The sequence below is a fragment of the Mycobacterium sp. ENV421 genome, assembly GCF_002887815.1.
Classification (GTDB): domain Bacteria; phylum Actinomycetota; class Actinomycetes; order Mycobacteriales; family Mycobacteriaceae; genus Mycobacterium.
In genome coordinates, this window is record NZ_PDHO01000003.1 from 180,012 (window position 1) to 196,057 (window position 16,046).

Below are 16,046 nucleotides of genomic sequence, written 5' to 3' on the forward strand. Positions count from 1 at the left end.
AACCGAGCGCACGGCGGTTGGGGTGAGCAATGAAGGGAGCGCCCGCGGCCTGCCCCTATTGCGGGGCCGACCTCGACGCAGCTGGCACCTGCGCGCGTTGCGGCGGCGTGCCGACGCCCACCCCGCCGACGGGCTGGCGACCGGATCCCACCGCCCGTTACGAGGGCCGGTATTACACGGCCGGGCACGCCACCAACCGGGTGCGCAACGGCAGGTCCGAAGCCAACGACCCGGTCGGCGGGCAGATGTTGCCGTCGTACGTGCAGGTGCCGGTGGCGCGATCGAGCATCCGGCTGACCTGGCTGGCCACTGGCGTCACGACCGCGGTCATCGTGATGGTCGCCGGTGTGGTCGCCGGCCTGCTCTGGGCCCGGCACCGGACCTCGCCGCCGCCCGAAGTCGACTACGTGCAGGCGTTGCAGACTGCGGGGCTGTTCGATCAGTTCAATTCCGAGGCCAATGCCGTCGCCCATGGGCACGAGGTGTGCAATCAACTCGAACACGGCGGGCCGCAGCAGGGTCTGCTCGCGGACAAGATCGCCGTCGACGTGTTCTGCCCGAAGTTCAACAAGGGCTTCCGCATTCTCGAATCCGCGAAGATATCAGGGGTTTTCGTTCTGACCGACAGTCTTGGTACCGGTTCAATCGTCGTCGACGGCGGCGCCTGTCACGGTACTGCCGGCTACGCCGATGTCGGTCGCACCACCCCGGTGACGGTCAAGAACAGCAAGGGCGACATTCTGACCACCACATCGCTGGGCGCCGGCACCGGCGACAGCGCGACATGCACGTTCTCGTTCACCTTCTCCATCGATGAGGGCCAGGACAGTTACGTCGTATCCATCGGCCGGCGCGGCGATTTCAGCTACAGCTTCGAACAGCTGCGTAGCCACGGGCTGCAGATCCACCTCGGCCGCTAGGCTGCAGCGATGGAGTTGCGGCAGCTGCGCTACTTCGTCACCGTGGCCGAGGAGTTGAACTTCGGTCGCGCGGCTACCCGCCTGCGCATCGCGGGACCATCGTTGTCCCAGCAGATCAAGGCCCTCGAACGCGACCTCAAGATCACGTTGTTCGATCGCGACCGCCGTTCGGTGGCTCTGACGCCTGCCGGAGCTGCACTGCTGCCGGATGCCAGAGCGCTGATCGCACAGGCAGACGAATTACGCAGGCGCGCGGCGAACTTCGGGGAATCGGATCCGGTGCGGTTGGGCTACGTAAGTTGGTGCCCGACGGATCTGACCACGCGGGCGGCGGGGATAGCACAGCTGCGGGTGGACACCTGGGTCATGCCGTCGCACACGCAGGCCGCGCGGGTCGCCGACGGTAGCCTCGACCTGGCGATCTGCTGGGTGCAGAACGCCGACCTCGAAGCGCTCTCGCTACAGGCTCGGTTGCTGGGAGTGGATCGGCTGTACGCATTGGGCTCAGGACCGGACGATTCGGCCGTCGAGGCCGCTGACACCGTTGTGTTGATCGACGCGGATGCCGCCAGCTGGTTGTCGTGGAATCGCTACGCCACACAGTTTTCGGCGGCCACCGGTGCTCGCATCATGCGGACCGACGACGGCGGTGTCACCGGCCCGACGTTCCTGGAACATGTCCGCGGCCTGGGGCGTCCGGTGCTCAACAACCCGAAGGGCCAGGACCATCCGCTGCCCAGGGACCTGGTGCGGCGCCCGGTCATCAATCCCTCGCCGGTGTGGACGTGGTCACTGGTGTGGCGGCGCGACGACGACAATCCCGCTGTTGCCGCGCTGGTCGATGAATTCACCTCTGGTGTTGACGATTTCGGTCTGGATGACCTCTCGGTCTGGCTTCCCGCCGACGATCCGCATCAGCCCCGCGACCACGGCGGCCGCTAAGACCACCACCGCACCCACCACAAGGGCGGGCCGGAAGCCGTCCTGCAGGAGGGGAGCGACCACGACCGGACCCACTATCTGACCCACCGAATAGCCTGCGGTGAGCAGCGCGACAGCCCGTGGATAGCGCAGCAGACGCGCAGCCGACAGTGAGAGCGTGCTGATCCCGATGAACGTGCCGCCGAAAAGCACCGCCCCGATCATTGCCGGCCCGACGCCGCCGAAGATGCCCGCCACAGCGACTCCCACCGCTTGCGCGCATAACGCCGTCACCAACGGTCCCGGGTGAGACCATCGCGAGCTCAATGCTGCCCACAGCGCTGCGGAGGGGATGGTCGCCAGGCCCACGACGAGCCACGTCGTGCCCCCGAGCCACTGCGGCGCGCGCTGGCTGACTGCGGCGACCAAGAATGTCCCCGCGATGATGTAGCCGACACCCTCAAGGGAGTAGCTTAACGCGAGCAGACCGAACAACCTGTGCGGCAGTCGATTTCGCATCTCCACCGAGGAAGGCTGGGCCCCGGGTGTGCGGCGCATCGTCCAGGCCGCGGCTGTCAAGACCGCGGCGGCTGCCGCCGATGCCCACCAGGCGAGCCGCCATTGCTGGCTGGCCAGCACCAGCACGGCTGACAAAGCGATGCCCGCGCCGATGCCACCGAATCCCCAGCCGGCCAGATGGGCAGGCCGTCCGTGCAGGTGTTCCAGCAGAGTGTTCACCGCGATCACGAACACCAGCGCACTGGTCGCACCGGCCACGCCGCGCAGCAGCGTCCATTCAAGCACTGTGTTGGTCAACGGCATGGCGGCCAGACTTCCGACGAGCAGCACCAGAGACACGCGACAGACCACAACGGACCGGGCCAGTGACGGCCAGAGGAAACCGGCCACCGCACCGACGAGATAGCCGATGTAGTTCGCGGTGGCCAGGGTGGCCGCGGCATGCGGTGCCATGCCGGTCTGCGCCGTCATCAACGGCAGGATCGGGGTGTACGCGAATCGGCCGATGCCCATTGCGGCCGCGAGTGCCGCGGCGCTGCGCGCGACGTGCCTGTGATGCTGCATCGCACCATCGTGGAACTGATCCGATGGTGGCTGCCACGTCCGCCCTGCTCTCAGCTGGGAGGCGAAGCGTCCTACGGCACGCGACCGCTACCTGGGTCTAGCGGAATTAACCCAGCCCGTTCTAGCGTTGTCGCCAGAGAAGACGTCGGCAAAGGGAGAACTTCGATGACACAGCAGATCACCGCCCTGGTAACGGGTGCGAACCGCGGGTTGGGGCGGCAGTTCGCCACCGAACTGCTCTCCCGCGGCGCCACGGTGTACGCCGCCGCGCGCAGGCCCGAGACGATCGACCTGCCTGGTGTGGTGCCGATCCAACTGGACATCACCGACCCCGAGTCGGTACGCCGGGCGGCGGCGATCGCCGGAGACGTCACGGTCCTGATCAACAACGCCGGTGTCTCGACCCAGGCCGACCTGCTCAGCGGGCCGATGGAGGACATCCGGTTGGAGATGGACACGCACTACTTCGGCACGCTGACCGTCACCCGCGAGTTCGTGCCGATCATCGAGAAGAACGGCGGCGGTTCGGTGCTGAATGTTTTGTCTGTGCTGGCCTGGTACCACGCGCCGTCATTCGGCGCCTATTCGGCTGCCAAGGCCGCCGGATGGGCGATGACAGACGCGCTACGGACTCAACTGGCGCCCAAAGGAATTCACGTCGCCTCCCTGCACGTCGGATACATGGACACCGAGATGGCCTCCTTCGTGCCCGCCGACCAGAAGATCAATCCCGCAGTGGTGGCGAAGCTGGCGGTCGACGGACTGCTCAGCGGCCAGGCCGAGATCCTGGCCGACGACTTGACCAAGCAGGTCAAAGCCGGACTTGCCACCGCGAACGGCTAGCGCGGGGAGACGACGCGTGATCAGTCGTCGCCGGCGGCGACCAGTGGGCGCAGGGTCACCGTGGGGTTGTCCTCCTGGAATCCCTGCAGTCGCCACTTCGTGGTGAACAACGCGAGCATCACGCCGTCGGTGCGGGTGAGGACTTCCGTCGACACCTGCTTATCCACGAACGGTGCGTCCTCGGGATCGACGGCGCGCGCGACGGTGTAGGGCAGCGAGTCCAGCGAGATCGGTGCGTTGAATTCCGTGGCCATCCGGTGACTTGTCACCTCGAACTGCAACGGGCCGACGGCGGCGAGTACCGGCGCCTGGTCACCCCGGCGGTCTGACCGCAGAACCTGCACCACGCCTTCCTGCTCGAGTTGCTCGATCCCCTTGCGAAACTGCTTGTGCTTACTCGGATCGGTGCCCCGGGCGACCGAGAAATGCACGGGAGCGAAGCTCGGGATCGGCGGAAACTGAACGGGCACATCGCGAAAGAGGGTGTCACCCGGACGGAGTGCGTTGGCGTTCGCCAGGCCGATCACGTCACCGGGCCAGGCGTCATCCAGTGTGGAGCGCTGCTGGCCGAACACTGATTGGGCGTACTTGGTCACGAACGGTTTACCTGTTGCGGCGTGGGTGAGGACATCACCGCGCTCGAACGTTCCCGAACACACCCGGGCATAGGCGATGCGGTCGCGGTGCGCGGAATCCATGCCGGCCTGAACCTTGAAGACGAACGCACTGAACGGGGCGTCGACCGGCCGCACATTACCGTCGACGTCGACCTGGCCGCTCGGCGGAGGCGCGAGCTTCGTCAGATTGTCCAGAAGCTGATTCACGCCGAAATTCAGTGCGGCGGAGGTGAACAGGACCGGCGTCGTCACGCCCTGCAGGAAGGCTTCCTGATCGTGGTCACCGTCATCGGCGGAGAGTAGTTCGCATTCCTCGACCGCGTTGTCCCAGTCGATGCCGGCGGCGTCGCGGGCGCGCTCGGGTGAGATGTGCTCCTCGGGTGCGGCGGTGGCACCACCCGCGGTGCGGGTGAAGCGAATGAAGTTGCCGGTGCGGCGATCCAGCACACCCTTGAAGTCGCCGGCAATACCGACCGGCCACGTCAACGGGGTCGGCTTGAGGCCGATGCGCTCCTGGATCTCGTCGAGCAGCTCCAGTGCGTGCCGTCCCGGCCGGTCCCACTTGTTGATGACGGTGAGGATGGGCAGTCCGCGGTGCTTGCACACTTGAAACAGCTTGAGCGTCTGCGGTTCCAGACCCTTGGCAGCGTCGATCAGCATGACCGCGCAGTCAACCGCGCTGAGCACCCGGTAGGTGTCCTCGGAGAAGTCGGCGTGCCCGGGGGTGTCGAGCAGGTTGATGACGCAGTCCTGCCCCTCGGGCGAGTGGTACGGAAACTGCAATGCCGTCGAGGTGATGGAGATACCCCTGGCCTGCTCCATCTCCATCCAGTCCGACACCGTGGCACGGCGACCGGCCTTGCCGTGGATGGCGCCGGCCTGCGTGATGATCCTGGCGTGCAGCACCAGGGCCTCGGTCAGCGTCGACTTACCGGCGTCAGGGTGGCTGATGACGGCGAAGGTGCGACGGCGGCCGGCTTCGGTTGCCAGCCGGTTGGCCGCGGCCGTGGTGGAAGGCGTCCGGGTATCGAGGTCGTGATCGCTCATTACGTCCTCGATGGTATTTGCCGACGACGCAAAACCTCTAATCGTCGGGCCTGAACAGGCGTGCCGACGGGGAGCTCAGTCCAGACGACCGACGTCAACCACCCGCAACGCCGGCGCACCCGCCTCGTCCGAGGCCTCCACGTCCACCTCCACCTCGATGCCCCAGTCGTGGTCGCCGGCCGGGTCATCGAGGATCTGCCGCACCCGCCACACATCGGGCCCACGGTCGATGATCAGCAGGGCAGGCCCTCGGGCGTCGGCGCCGGTGCCCACTTCGCTGTGCTCCTCGAAGTAGTCGTCCCCGACCTCGAGCCAGCGCTGCGCGGACCATCCCGACCCCGCGTCCAGTTCACCCAGCTCATGCCAACGTCGCCGGGCGAAGAGCATCACCCGCCGGAACAGCGCGTTGCGGACCATGGCGGTGAAGGCCCGCACATTGCCGGTCACCGGCCGCGGACGCATCGGTACCGCCACCGGGACGTCGTGCGGTTGGTCGGGGCTGGTGAGCTCCTCCCATTCGTCCAAGAGACTGGAGTCGACCTGGCGCACCAGTTCGCCGAGCCACTCGACGATGTCGGTGAATTCCTCGGTCCGGGCCGCCGTCGGCACCGAGGAGCGCAGCGCCTTGAACGCGTCGGACAGATATCGCAGCACCGCCCCCTCGGACCGGGTCAGGCCGTAGACGCTGACGAACTCACGGAAGGTGAATGCCCGTTCCCACATCTCCCGGACAACGGATTTCGGCGACAGCCGGGAGTCGGCTGCCCACGGGTTGGTGTGCAGGTACACCTCGAAGGTATGTCCGAGGAGTTCCTCGAGCGGCTTGGGATAGCTGACGTCGTCGAGCAACTCGATGCGCTCGTCGTACTCGATGCCGTCGGCTTTCATCGCGGCGACGGCTTCACCCCTGGCTTTGTTCAACTGCGCCGCCAAGATCTGACGCGGATCTTCCAGCGTCGCTTCCACCACCGACACGACGTCCAGCGCAAAGGTTTCCGAGTCGGGATCGAGGACACCGACCGCGGCCAGCGCGAACGTCGACAGCGGCTGGTTGAGGGCGAAGTCGGGCGGCAGGTCAACGGTCAGCCGGTAGCGGCGCCCGTCAGCCTGGGGTTCGTCGAGCCGCTCGAGTACCCCGGCCTGCAGCAGCGAGCGGGCGATACCGACGGCTTCCCGGATGTGCTGCAGCTGGCGCTTGCGGGGCTCGTGATTGTCGGTGAGGAGTCGCCGCATCGCGACGAACGGATCACCGGGGCGGTCCACCACATCGAGGATCATCGCCGTGGATACCCGCATGTTGCTGGTCAGCGGTTCCGGGGTAGCATCGACCAGCCGCGTCATCGTGGCTTCGCTCCACGGCACCATCCCTTCGGGTACCTTGCGGCGCACCAGTTTTCGGCGCTTCTTCGGATCATCGGCGACTTTGGCGAACTGTTTGAGGTTCTCGACTTCGTGGTCGGGAGCCTGCACGACGACGGTGCCGGCGGTGTCGTAGCCGGCCCGCCCGGCGCGGCCGGCGATCTGATGGAACTCGCGGGCATTGAGCAACCTGGTGCGTGTCCCGTCGTACTTCGATAGCGCCGAGAAGACGACCGTCCGGATCGGCACGTTGATGCCGACACCCAAAGTGTCTGTGCCACAGATGACTTTGAGTAGGCCTGCTTGCGCAAGCTGTTCCACCAGCCGCCGGTACTTCGGCAGCATCCCGGCATGGTGTACGCCGATACCGTGGCGGACCAGCCGGGACAGCGTCGAACCGAACGCGGTCGAGAACCGGAAGCTGCCGATGTGCTCGGCGATCGCGGCCTTCTCATCCTTGGTGCTGACATTGACACTCATCAGCGCCTGGGCGCGTTCCAACGCGGACGCCTGGGTGAAATGAACGATGTAGATCGGCGCCTGTTTGGTCTGCAGCAGTTCGGTGATCGTTTCGTGCATGGGCGTGGTCGCATACGAATAGAACAGCGGCACGGGACGCTGCGCACCGGCCACCAGAGCGGTCGCCCTACCGGTGCGCCGGGTGAGGTCCTCGCGCAGGAAGCTGACGTCGCCGAGCGTGGCCGACATCAACAGGAACTGGGCATGCGGCAACTCCAGGAGCGGTACCTGCCAGGCCCAGCCGCGGTCGGGGTCGCCGTAGAAATGGAACTCGTCCATCACGACCACGCCGATGTCGGCGTCCGCCCCTTCGCGAAGCGCGACGTTGGCCAGTATCTCCGCAGTGCAGGCGATGATCGGCGCGCTCGCATTGACCGCGGCGTCGCCGGTGAGCATGCCCACGTTCGCGGCACCGAACGTCGCGCACAGCGCGAAGAACTTCTCGCTGACCAGCGCTTTGATCGGCGCCGTGTAATAGCTTCGCCGCTCAGCGGCCAGGGCCGCGTACAACGCTCCGGTCGCGACCAGGGACTTACCGGATCCCGTCGGTGTCGCCAGAACGACGTTGGCGCCGCTGACCAGTTCGATCAGCGCCTCCTCCTGCGCCGGGTACAGCGGGGTGCCGTTGGCCTGCGCCCAGCCGGCGAAGGTGGTGAACAACCGGTCGGGGTCAGAGCCCAGCGCGCGAACGGTGGACAGATCGCCGGGGTCGTCGAGGAGGGGGGCTAAAGCAGTCATCGGGATACTGGCACAGCCTAGTCAGGTTGCGCCGACCAGGTCTGATGCAGGCCGACGATCGTTCCGCGGTGGGATGTGGTCAGGGAGTGTCGGCAACTGAAATCGGATGGGCGAGAACTGATTCGTGCATGTAGCCCAGCTCGTTCCAGGGGGTGGAATCTGGTTGGACACGGCCCCGGTCGTCGGAGGCGCGCACTCGCAGGACATGCTCGCCAGGTCCGGCGTCCCAGCGGAACTGCCAGCGGGTCCAGACGCCGGGCTCGCCGTGTGAGGTGATGGTGGCGCTCTGCCAGGGGTGATCGTCGATCTGGTAGTCGACGGCCGTGACCCGGGCTTCGCCGGCGAACGCCCGGCCCCGGATGATCTGCGGGCCGGGGCACAGGTGTGCCGGCCACGGCAGTTCGACCAGACTGGACAGCGCTGGTTCGGTGATGGCTGGCCCGCGGGCCTGGTCGCCCTCGGCGGGGTAGCCCGGCCCGATCATCACGTAATCGATTGTGTTCCAGGGAACTTCGACGTGGTGTGTGGCGACTTCGAGCCGGCCGAGCCATTTGATGCTGGCGGCTCCGAGCCACCCCGATACGACCAGGCGTGCCGGGAAGCCGTGGTCAGGCGGCAACTCCTCGCCGTTCATCGCCCACGCCACGATGGTGTCGTCGGCGAGCGCTTTGGCCAACGGCAGCGGACGCCTGGCTCGGATCGCGTCGAGTGACTCGGGTACTACTTCGCAAGCATCGGTCGCGATACCGGCCACCTCCAGCACATCTCGCAATCGAACGCCGGTCCATTCGGCCGTGCCGATCGCGGTGCGCCCCCACTGTGTGCCGTCGAAGGTGTGGCCGACCTCGCGCCCGAACTGCACCCGCCGGTTGCCCGCACACTCGATGGTGCGCACGATGGAGGTCAGGGCGAAACCTGTGCGCAGATCGTCGTAACTGAGCGAAACCGGTTGCCGCACACCGTCGCCCTGAATCTGCAACGCCCAGCCCTCGGCGTCGATGACGGGTGTCTCGGCGTGACTCCGTACGAAGAAGCGATCGGTGCTCACGATGTCGCCGATCAATCGATCGGGGCGAGTTCCGTAATCCAGCCCCGAGCCGGTGTCCTCCATCAATTCCGCAGGAGTTGGCTTGACGAGCCCGCGTCGGGAAGTGTCCGGCATCGCCGTATTATGCCGCCTGCGAGACCGGCTGTTGCCGGTGAAACACCTGCGTCAGGCGCTCACCTTCTCATAGGCCACCGGAGGAGGCGCGTCTTCAGTCCCCGGCACAGCGGTGCCGTTGAGCGGACAGCGGGTGGTCTCAGGGACTCTGATCAGTGCAAGCGCGCCGATCAGACAGGCGCCCATCATGTAGTACGCGGGTACCAGGGAATCGCCCGTCCTGGTGGTCAGCCAGTCGTTGATGGCCGGCGCTGTGCCGCCGAACAGGGACGTGGACACGTTGTAGGCGATCGCGAAACCGGCGTATCGCACCTGGGTGGGGAACATTGCCGGGAAAGTCGCCGAGATGGTGGCCAGCTGTGGCACGTAGAGCAGCCCCAGCACCGCGAATCCGACGACCGCTCCGGCCAGACCAGTCCCGATCAACAGAAACATCGGCACGCCGGCGACGAACAGCCCGATCAGGGAAAACCACCACATGGGTTTGCGGCCCAACCGATCCGACAGGAGCCCGGCGAACGGAACGAAAATCATCATCGACAACATTCCGATGATGGGGACCATCAGCGACTGATCTGTCGAAAGCCCGATCTCGCTCTCCAGATAGGTCGGCATGTAGGTCAGCAGCGTGTAGTTCACGACGTTCAGCGCGACGACCATACCGCCGAGCTGCAGGATCGGGCGCCAGTAGCCGGTCAGAAGATCGCGGAATTGAGTGCGGGTCTGGTCCTCGGACTCGCCCTTCGCTTCGAGCTCCCGGAACACCGGTGTGTCCTCCAGACGGGACCGCAGGTAGACCCCGATCAGTCCGAGCGGCGCGGCGACGAGGAAGGGAAGACGCCATCCCCACGCCTGCATCTGGTCGTCGCCGAGCACCAGCGAGCAGCCCAGCATCAGCAGCGCCCCGATGGAGAACCCGACCAAGGTGCCGAATTCGAGGAAACTGCCGAGCACACCGCGGCGGCGGCTCGGGGCGTACTCCGCCATGAACGTGGCCGCGCCGCCGTATTCGCCGCCCGTCGAGAATCCCTGGATCATCCGAAGCACCACCAGCAGGATCGGGGCCCAGATGCCGATGGTGGCATAGGTCGGGACCAGGCCGACCAGGAAAGTCGCGCCGGCCATCAGGACGATTGTGATGGCCAGCACACTCTTTCGCCCCAGGCGATCGCCCAGCGGTCCCCACACGAAGCCGCCGAGCGGTCTGACCAGAAATGACACCGCGAATGTCATCAGTGCGAGCAGCGTCGCCTGCTGGGTGTCGCCGGGGAAAATCGCAGCCGAGATGTAGCTGACGCCGTAGGCGTAGATGCCGTAGTCGAACCATTCCGTCGCGTTGCCGATCGCGGACGCGGCGATGGCTTTCTTCAGCACGCCCGGCGGGGGCTCCTTGTCGACGACCGGTGGTCGATGGTCTCCGGTGTCCACGGGGCCTCCTCCTGAGTAGTTGCTGGCGCGGACCGCGCCGCTCACAGCGCGTTCCCAGTTACGCAGAAGCCGAAACCCGCAGCAAACAAGAAACTCTGATCGACGTTTGCTGAGCATCTATTGTTGCCTGGCGGCAACTATTGCTTGACGGGCCGGGGCGAGCCACAGTTGCCGCGAACGCCCTGCTCTACGGGTCGACCGGCTCATCGTCGGATGGGCGGGACTGTGCGGGTGCGGTGTCGTCGGCCGGAGTGGGTTCCAGGGGCACGCTCCAGGAGCGCTGGTGGGGAGCGCGCTTGACTGGACGCCCGGCGACCGGCTGCAGTCGAACGACTCGTCCGACGGCCCGTCGCAGGCCCGGCGGTCCCTCGACTCGGAAAAAGTCGCCCACGCGTCCTGCGCGGTAGCGCAGGGGGGACCCGAGCAACTCGCCCATGACGACGCCGGCCCCGATGGCCAGTGCAGTGGCTGCCGCAGCCAGGGCCTGGGCGACCCCGCCGACGTAATCCCCGTCGACAGCCAGGAAGAACACCGCCCGAAAGACCGCCAAGCCCGGCAACATCGGGGTGATGCCTGCGGTTGCGGTCACCAACGAGGGGGCTTGCTGCCGAATCGAGAGGAACGTAGCCAACAGCCCGACGCCGACCGCCGCGATGCCGGTGGCGGCCACTTGGCCGAATTCGGCGTTGCCGAGACCGATCAACACCGATTCGGCGAGACCGGCCACTGCGCCGGCGGTCAGCATCGCCCGGGGGCGGGCGTAGCTGGCCAGGGCCAGGCATGCGCCGGCCAACGCAGCGCCGGAGACCGCCAGCAGTATCGGCAACGGCCGGTTCGGGATGACGAATGATTCGGTGGCGTCGACGCGAAGCTGGATCTGGATGCCGGCGAGTGCCGCAATCTGCAGCCCGCCCAGGATGCCCACCACGATGCCGGCGGTGAGGAAGAGAACGTCACCGAGCCGGGCGACCGCCGTCAGCATGTAACCGGTCAAGGCATCCTGGACCGAGCCCACCAACGTCATTCCCGACAGCAACATGACGATCCCGGTGGCCACCAAGGCGGTGGGTCCTTGTCCGGCGAAGAGGTACGCCAGCACCGCGATCAGGGTGGCAATCGAGGCGCCTGCGGCTTGCTGGAAGAAGAAGGGCGTACCGGCGCGATTCAGCAACCGGCCGACTCGGTCGATCAACGCCGACGACACCGCAGCCAGAAGGCACGTCAGCCAAGTGCCCCCCATCAGCATGGCGATACCCACGGCGAAGCCGGCCCAGCCTGCGGTCGCGACCCAGCGAGGGTAGGGGTGGGGTTGTGCGGCCAGCTCGTCCATGGCCTCGTGGGCTTCGTCGACGGAGACACCGCCGGAGGTGATCCGCCGCACGAGCCAGTCGAGCTCGGCCAAGCGCGTGTAGTCCGTTGACCGCGTCTGTACCGATCGCACGATCGTGACCGGTGGACTGTCCGCGGTAGGCAGCGCCGAGACGAATATCGTCGTGACGAAGACGTCGACCACGCAGTCGTTGAGTTGATAGGCCTGTGCCACGTCCTGCGCGGTGGCGACGACGTCAGCCGTGCCCGAGCCGGCCGACAACATCACCTCGCCAAGCCGGATGGTGAGGTCGAGGACCCGCCGGGTGTGCCGGTCGCCCAGGCCGTTCGAGTCGCGAGTGCGCTGGCCCGCTCCGGAGGCGGGGTCCCGTCGACCCCGGAGGGTGATATTCAGCCCACGGCGACGTGCCGAGGCCGACCGTTCGGACGCCATTTTCTCCACGATACCGAGGTACTGGTCAACGCTGCGGGATCAGTCGGTCGAGGTCCCGAAACGATAAGTACAGCAAGGCATTCGATTCATGCTGGACTGTTGCGCCGAGCCCGATCGTCAGGCCCGGACCGATGTTCTGGAAGGAGCCCCGGGTGGGTGCTCAGTGGATGACCGGGGTGCGCCGCGGCGTGGCGGGAACGGGCATCGGAGTGACCGCAGCGGGGCGTGCGGGCCGGCCCTGGCGCCGGCTCTGACGCTGAATCCTCTTGTCCAGCAACCGCAGTTCGCGAGTGGTCAGAGAACGGTTCTTGCGAACCAGGAGATCGAGCTGCTGCCAGCTCAGCCCGTCGAGGTCACCGTCCGCATCGTGGGTGGCGACGACGACACAGCCGGGCAGAAGCGGCACCGATTTGGCGGTGAAATTGGTCGTCGCCAGAAGAACTTCGGTGGCTTGCTGATTGATCCGGCTCTGGCAGCCTGGCGACGAGGGGCTGAACCAGAAGTCGAATTGGCGGTCGGGACTGGTCAGGCAGTGAAGCTGGCGGCCCTTGAACAAGCGGTCGATATCGGCCTTGGAGTAGGCGCGTGTCTCATAAACGGGGCCGTTGGAGCTGAAGTACAAGATTGTGTTCATCACGATGATCCATTCGATTCTTTCTTAGCTGGTCAGGTCGGCGCCTATACCACGGCGCTGTTACTGAAGTTACCCCTGTTGCAAATGAGACAAACCTGGATCTCAATGTGGAAACAATGTGTCTTAGCTGACAGTGCTGTCAGTCGTCCCACAGCAACAGTTGTCGGACCGCAGGCCGGGATCCGTAGGGGCGCAACATGGTGCTGGCGGGCCGCGGGCGCACGCGCAGCGGCCACCAGAACCATCTGCCGAGCAGCGCGGCGATCGAAGGCGTCATGAACGACCGCACGATCAGGGTGTCGAACAACAGCCCGAGCCCGATGGTGGTGCCGATCTGGCCGAGCACGAGGAGATCGCTGAAGACGAACGAGCCCATGGTGAACGCGAACACCAGCCCGGCGGCGGTGACGACGCCGCCGGTGCTGGCCATGGCGCGGATGATGCCGGTGTTCAACCCGGCGCCGATCTCTTCTTTGAACCGCGAGATCAACAACAGGTTGTAGTCCGAGCCCACCGCCAGCAGCAGGATCACCGCCAACGCGAGCACCACCCAATACAGCGGCTTGCCCAGTAGGTCCTGCCATACCAGCACCGACAGACCGAACGAGGCACCAAGTGACAGGGCCACCGTGCCGACGATCACCAACGCCGCCACGATGCTCCTGGTCACGAACATCATGATCAGCAGGATGAGGCTAAGCGCCGCGATGCCGGCGATCATCAAGTCATACTTGGCCATATCGGCGATGTCTTTGTAGGTTGCCGCCGTACCGCCGATGTAGATATTCGACCCGGCGAGCGGCGTTCCCTTGACGGCCTCCTGAACGGAGTGCCTGATCGCGTCGATATGTGCAAGCCCTTCGGGCGTAGCGGGATCCACGTCGTGGGTGACGATCATCCTGGCAGCCTTGCCATCTGGCGACAGGAACTGCTTGAGGCCGCGTTGGAACTCGCTGTTGCTGAACACTTCTGGGGGCAGATAGAACGAGTCGTCGGTCTTGGAGGCGTCGAACGCCGCCCCCAGGGCGGTTGCGTTCTGCAGCGCCGCCGCCGTCTGGTCGTAGATGCCCGACTGGGTGGCGTAGTTCGTCATCGAAAGATCGCGGTTGGCCTGCTGACTCTCGATCTGTTGCGGGATCAGGGCCAGCAGCTTCGGCTGGAGCGCATCCAACTTGTCCAAGCTGGCTGTGACATTGGCCAATTGATCGGTCAGCGCATCGATGCCATCGAGGGCGTCGAACACCGAGCGCAGCGCGGCGCAGATCGGAATGTCGAAACAGTGCGGTTCCCAGTAGAAATAGTTGCGTAGTGGCCGAAAGAAGTCGTCGAAGTTGGCGATCTTGTTGCGCAGATCCTGGGCCACCTCCACGGTCTTGTGGAACGCTTCGACCTGTTCATGGGTGGCTTCAGAGCTCTGCTGCTGCAGGGAGTACTGCTCGCGCAGAATGTTGATCGTCTTGTCGATCTCACCGACCTGCTTGAGCAGGTCCGCCGCCCGAGCCTGTTGGAAGGGCAGGTTGTTGATCTGCGCGCTGCTCTGAGCACTGATCTGAAACGGCACCGAACTGTGATCCAGCGGTGTGCCCAGCGGTCGCGTGATGGATTGGACCAGCGCGATGCCGGGCGTGTGGAAGACGGCCTTGGCGACGCGTTCCAGCAGGATCATGTCGGTGGGGTTTCGCAGATCATGATCGGCTTCGATCATCACAAGTTCCGGATTGAGACGCGCCTTTGAGAAGTGCCGTTCCGCCGCGGTGTAGCCGACGTTCGAGGGGGCGTCGGCAGGCATGTAGGCGCCGACGTCGTAACTGGTCTTGTACCCGGGCAGTGCCAGGAGGCCGATCAGAGCGATCCCCAGCGAGACGACGAGGATCGGCCCGGGCCAGCGCACGATAGCGGTACCGATACGCCGCCAACCACGGGTCTTGGCGCGCCGCTTGGGATCCATCAGCCCGAAGTGACTGCCGATCACCAGGATCGCGGGGGCCAGCGTGAGCGCCGCGATGAGCGTGACGAAGACGCCGATCGCCGACGGGATACCCAAGGTTCGAAAGTAGGGATTGCGGGTGAAGTCCAAGCAGTAAACGGCCCCGACGATCGTCAGACCCGAGCCGAGAATGACGTGGGAGGTACCGCGATAGGTGTCGAAGAACGCCGTCTCCCGGCCCACGCCGGCGGACCGCTCTTCGTGATAGCGGCCGACGAGAAAGATTGCGTAATCGGTGCCGGCTGCAATGACCAGCAGCGTCAAAAGATTGGTCGCGTAAGTGGACAGCCCGATGAGTCCGGTGTTGGCCAGGAATGACACCACACCGCGCGCGGCCGACATTTCGATGAGCACCGTGATGAGCATCAAGAGCATGGTGACCACCGAGCGGTACACCAGCAGCAGCATGACCGCGATCACGCCGATGGTCAGCAGAGTGACTTTTACGGTGCCTTTGTCGCCGGTCTCGAACTGGTCGGCAACCTGCGGCGCCGCGCCGGTCACATAGGCCTTGACGCCGGGTGGCGCGGGAGTGTGATCGACGATATCGCGAACCGCGTCAACGGATTCGAGCGAGAGTGCTTCGCCCTGGTTTCCGGAGAGGTAGACCTGCACATATGCGGCTTTGCCATCGGGACTCTGCGCGCCGGCAGCCGTCAGCGGATCGCCCCAGAAATCCTGAATGTGCTGGACGTGTTTATGGTCCGCGGCCACCCGCTTGAGCAACTCGTCGTAGTACCGGTGCGCGTCGGCGCCCAGCGGCTGGTCACCCTCGAGCACGATCATCGCAACGCTGTCGGAACTGAATTCACCGAAGACGCTGCCGATCCGTTTGAATGCCTTCAGCGACGGCGAATCGGGGGAACTCAACGCCACGTTCTGAGCTTGGCCGACGACCTCCAACTGGGGTACCAACGCATTGCTGAGGGCAGCGACTACCAGCCAGAACAGCAGAATCGGGATGCACAGCACGCGGGTCAGCCGCGCGAACCGGTGGGTCAGCGAGCGGTCCGCGGCCTGCTGGTC

10 protein-coding genes and 1 pseudogene are annotated in these 16,046 nt (G+C 65.6%); 3 read left to right on the forward strand and 8 right to left on the reverse strand.

Annotated features, from left to right (window positions below):
- Positions 1 to 29 precede the first annotated feature (29 nt).
- A complete protein-coding gene (locus CRM90_RS05140) occupies positions 30 to 920 on the forward strand; it encodes a DUF732 domain-containing protein (protein WP_102805924.1) in 891 nt (296 codons plus the stop codon).
- Between the two features lie 9 nt (positions 921 to 929).
- Positions 930 to 1,862, forward strand: coding sequence for a LysR family transcriptional regulator (locus CRM90_RS05145; protein ID WP_102805925.1), 933 nt, complete (start codon positions 930 to 932; stop codon positions 1,860 to 1,862).
- Between the two features lie 42 nt (positions 1,863 to 1,904).
- Here the strand turns inward: CRM90_RS05145 and CRM90_RS05150 are convergent.
- A pseudogene (locus tag CRM90_RS05150) lies at positions 1,905 to 2,924 on the reverse strand (YbfB/YjiJ family MFS transporter); the annotation flags it as partial.
- 165 nt (positions 2,925 to 3,089) lie between these two features.
- Between CRM90_RS05150 and CRM90_RS05155 the strand changes: the two are divergent.
- Positions 3,090 to 3,767, forward strand: coding sequence for an SDR family oxidoreductase (locus CRM90_RS05155; RefSeq protein WP_102805926.1), 678 nt, complete (start codon positions 3,090 to 3,092; stop codon positions 3,765 to 3,767).
- A 20-nt stretch (positions 3,768 to 3,787) separates the two neighbouring features.
- On the opposite strand, the gene CRM90_RS05160 is transcribed toward CRM90_RS05155, so the two are convergent.
- From CRM90_RS05160 to CRM90_RS05190, 7 genes are all read right to left on the reverse strand, one after another.
- Positions 3,788 to 5,431, reverse strand: a complete 1,644-nt coding sequence (locus tag CRM90_RS05160) for a peptide chain release factor 3 (protein WP_102805927.1) — start codon at positions 5,429 to 5,431, stop codon at positions 3,788 to 3,790.
- Between the two features lie 75 nt (positions 5,432 to 5,506).
- Entirely contained in the window at positions 5,507 to 8,047 is a 2,541-nt protein-coding gene (locus CRM90_RS05165; RefSeq protein ID WP_102805928.1) for a DEAD/DEAH box helicase, read from the reverse strand.
- 79 nt (positions 8,048 to 8,126) lie between these two features.
- The gene (locus tag CRM90_RS05170) at positions 8,127 to 9,209 is read right to left on the reverse strand and encodes a molybdopterin-dependent oxidoreductase (protein WP_102805929.1); all 1,083 of its coding nucleotides are present in this window, start codon (positions 9,207 to 9,209) and stop codon (positions 8,127 to 8,129) included.
- A gap of 51 nt (positions 9,210 to 9,260) precedes the next feature.
- Positions 9,261 to 10,637 carry an MFS transporter gene (locus CRM90_RS05175; protein ID WP_233209168.1) on the reverse strand — a complete coding sequence of 459 codons (1,377 nt, stop codon included), beginning with the start codon at positions 10,635 to 10,637 and terminating at the stop codon, positions 9,261 to 9,263.
- 187 nt (positions 10,638 to 10,824) lie between these two features.
- Positions 10,825 to 12,399 (reverse strand): threonine/serine exporter family protein, encoded by a 1,575-nt coding sequence (locus CRM90_RS05180; RefSeq protein ID WP_102805931.1) that lies wholly within the window; start codon positions 12,397 to 12,399, stop codon positions 10,825 to 10,827.
- Between the two features lie 160 nt (positions 12,400 to 12,559).
- Entirely contained in the window at positions 12,560 to 13,033 is a 474-nt protein-coding gene (locus tag CRM90_RS05185; RefSeq protein ID WP_102805932.1) for a hypothetical protein, read from the reverse strand.
- Positions 13,034 to 13,172: 139 nt separating this feature from the next.
- A complete protein-coding gene (locus tag CRM90_RS05190; protein ID WP_102806120.1) occupies positions 13,173 to 16,022 on the reverse strand; it encodes an MMPL/RND family transporter in 2,850 nt (949 codons plus the stop codon).
- Positions 16,023 to 16,046: the final 24 nt, after the last annotated feature.

Coding starts and splice junctions, on each gene's coding strand:
- CRM90_RS05140 (WP_102805924.1), top strand. CDS start 30: ATGAAGGGAGCGCCCGCGGCCTGCCCCTATTGCGGGGCCGACCTCGAC.
- CRM90_RS05170 (WP_102805929.1), bottom strand. CDS start 9,209: ATGCCGGACACTTCCCGACGCGGGCTCGTCAAGCCAACTCCTGCGGAA.
- CRM90_RS05185 (WP_102805932.1), bottom strand. CDS start 13,033: ATGAACACAATCTTGTACTTCAGCTCCAACGGCCCCGTTTATGAGACA.
- CRM90_RS05180 (WP_102805931.1), bottom strand. CDS start 12,399: ATGGCGTCCGAACGGTCGGCCTCGGCACGTCGCCGTGGGCTGAATATC.
- CRM90_RS05145 (WP_102805925.1), top strand. CDS start 930: ATGGAGTTGCGGCAGCTGCGCTACTTCGTCACCGTGGCCGAGGAGTTG.
- CRM90_RS05160 (WP_102805927.1), bottom strand. CDS start 5,431: ATGAGCGATCACGACCTCGATACCCGGACGCCTTCCACCACGGCCGCG.
- CRM90_RS05155 (WP_102805926.1), top strand. CDS start 3,090: ATGACACAGCAGATCACCGCCCTGGTAACGGGTGCGAACCGCGGGTTG.
- CRM90_RS05165 (WP_102805928.1), bottom strand. CDS start 8,047: ATGACTGCTTTAGCCCCCCTCCTCGACGACCCCGGCGATCTGTCCACC.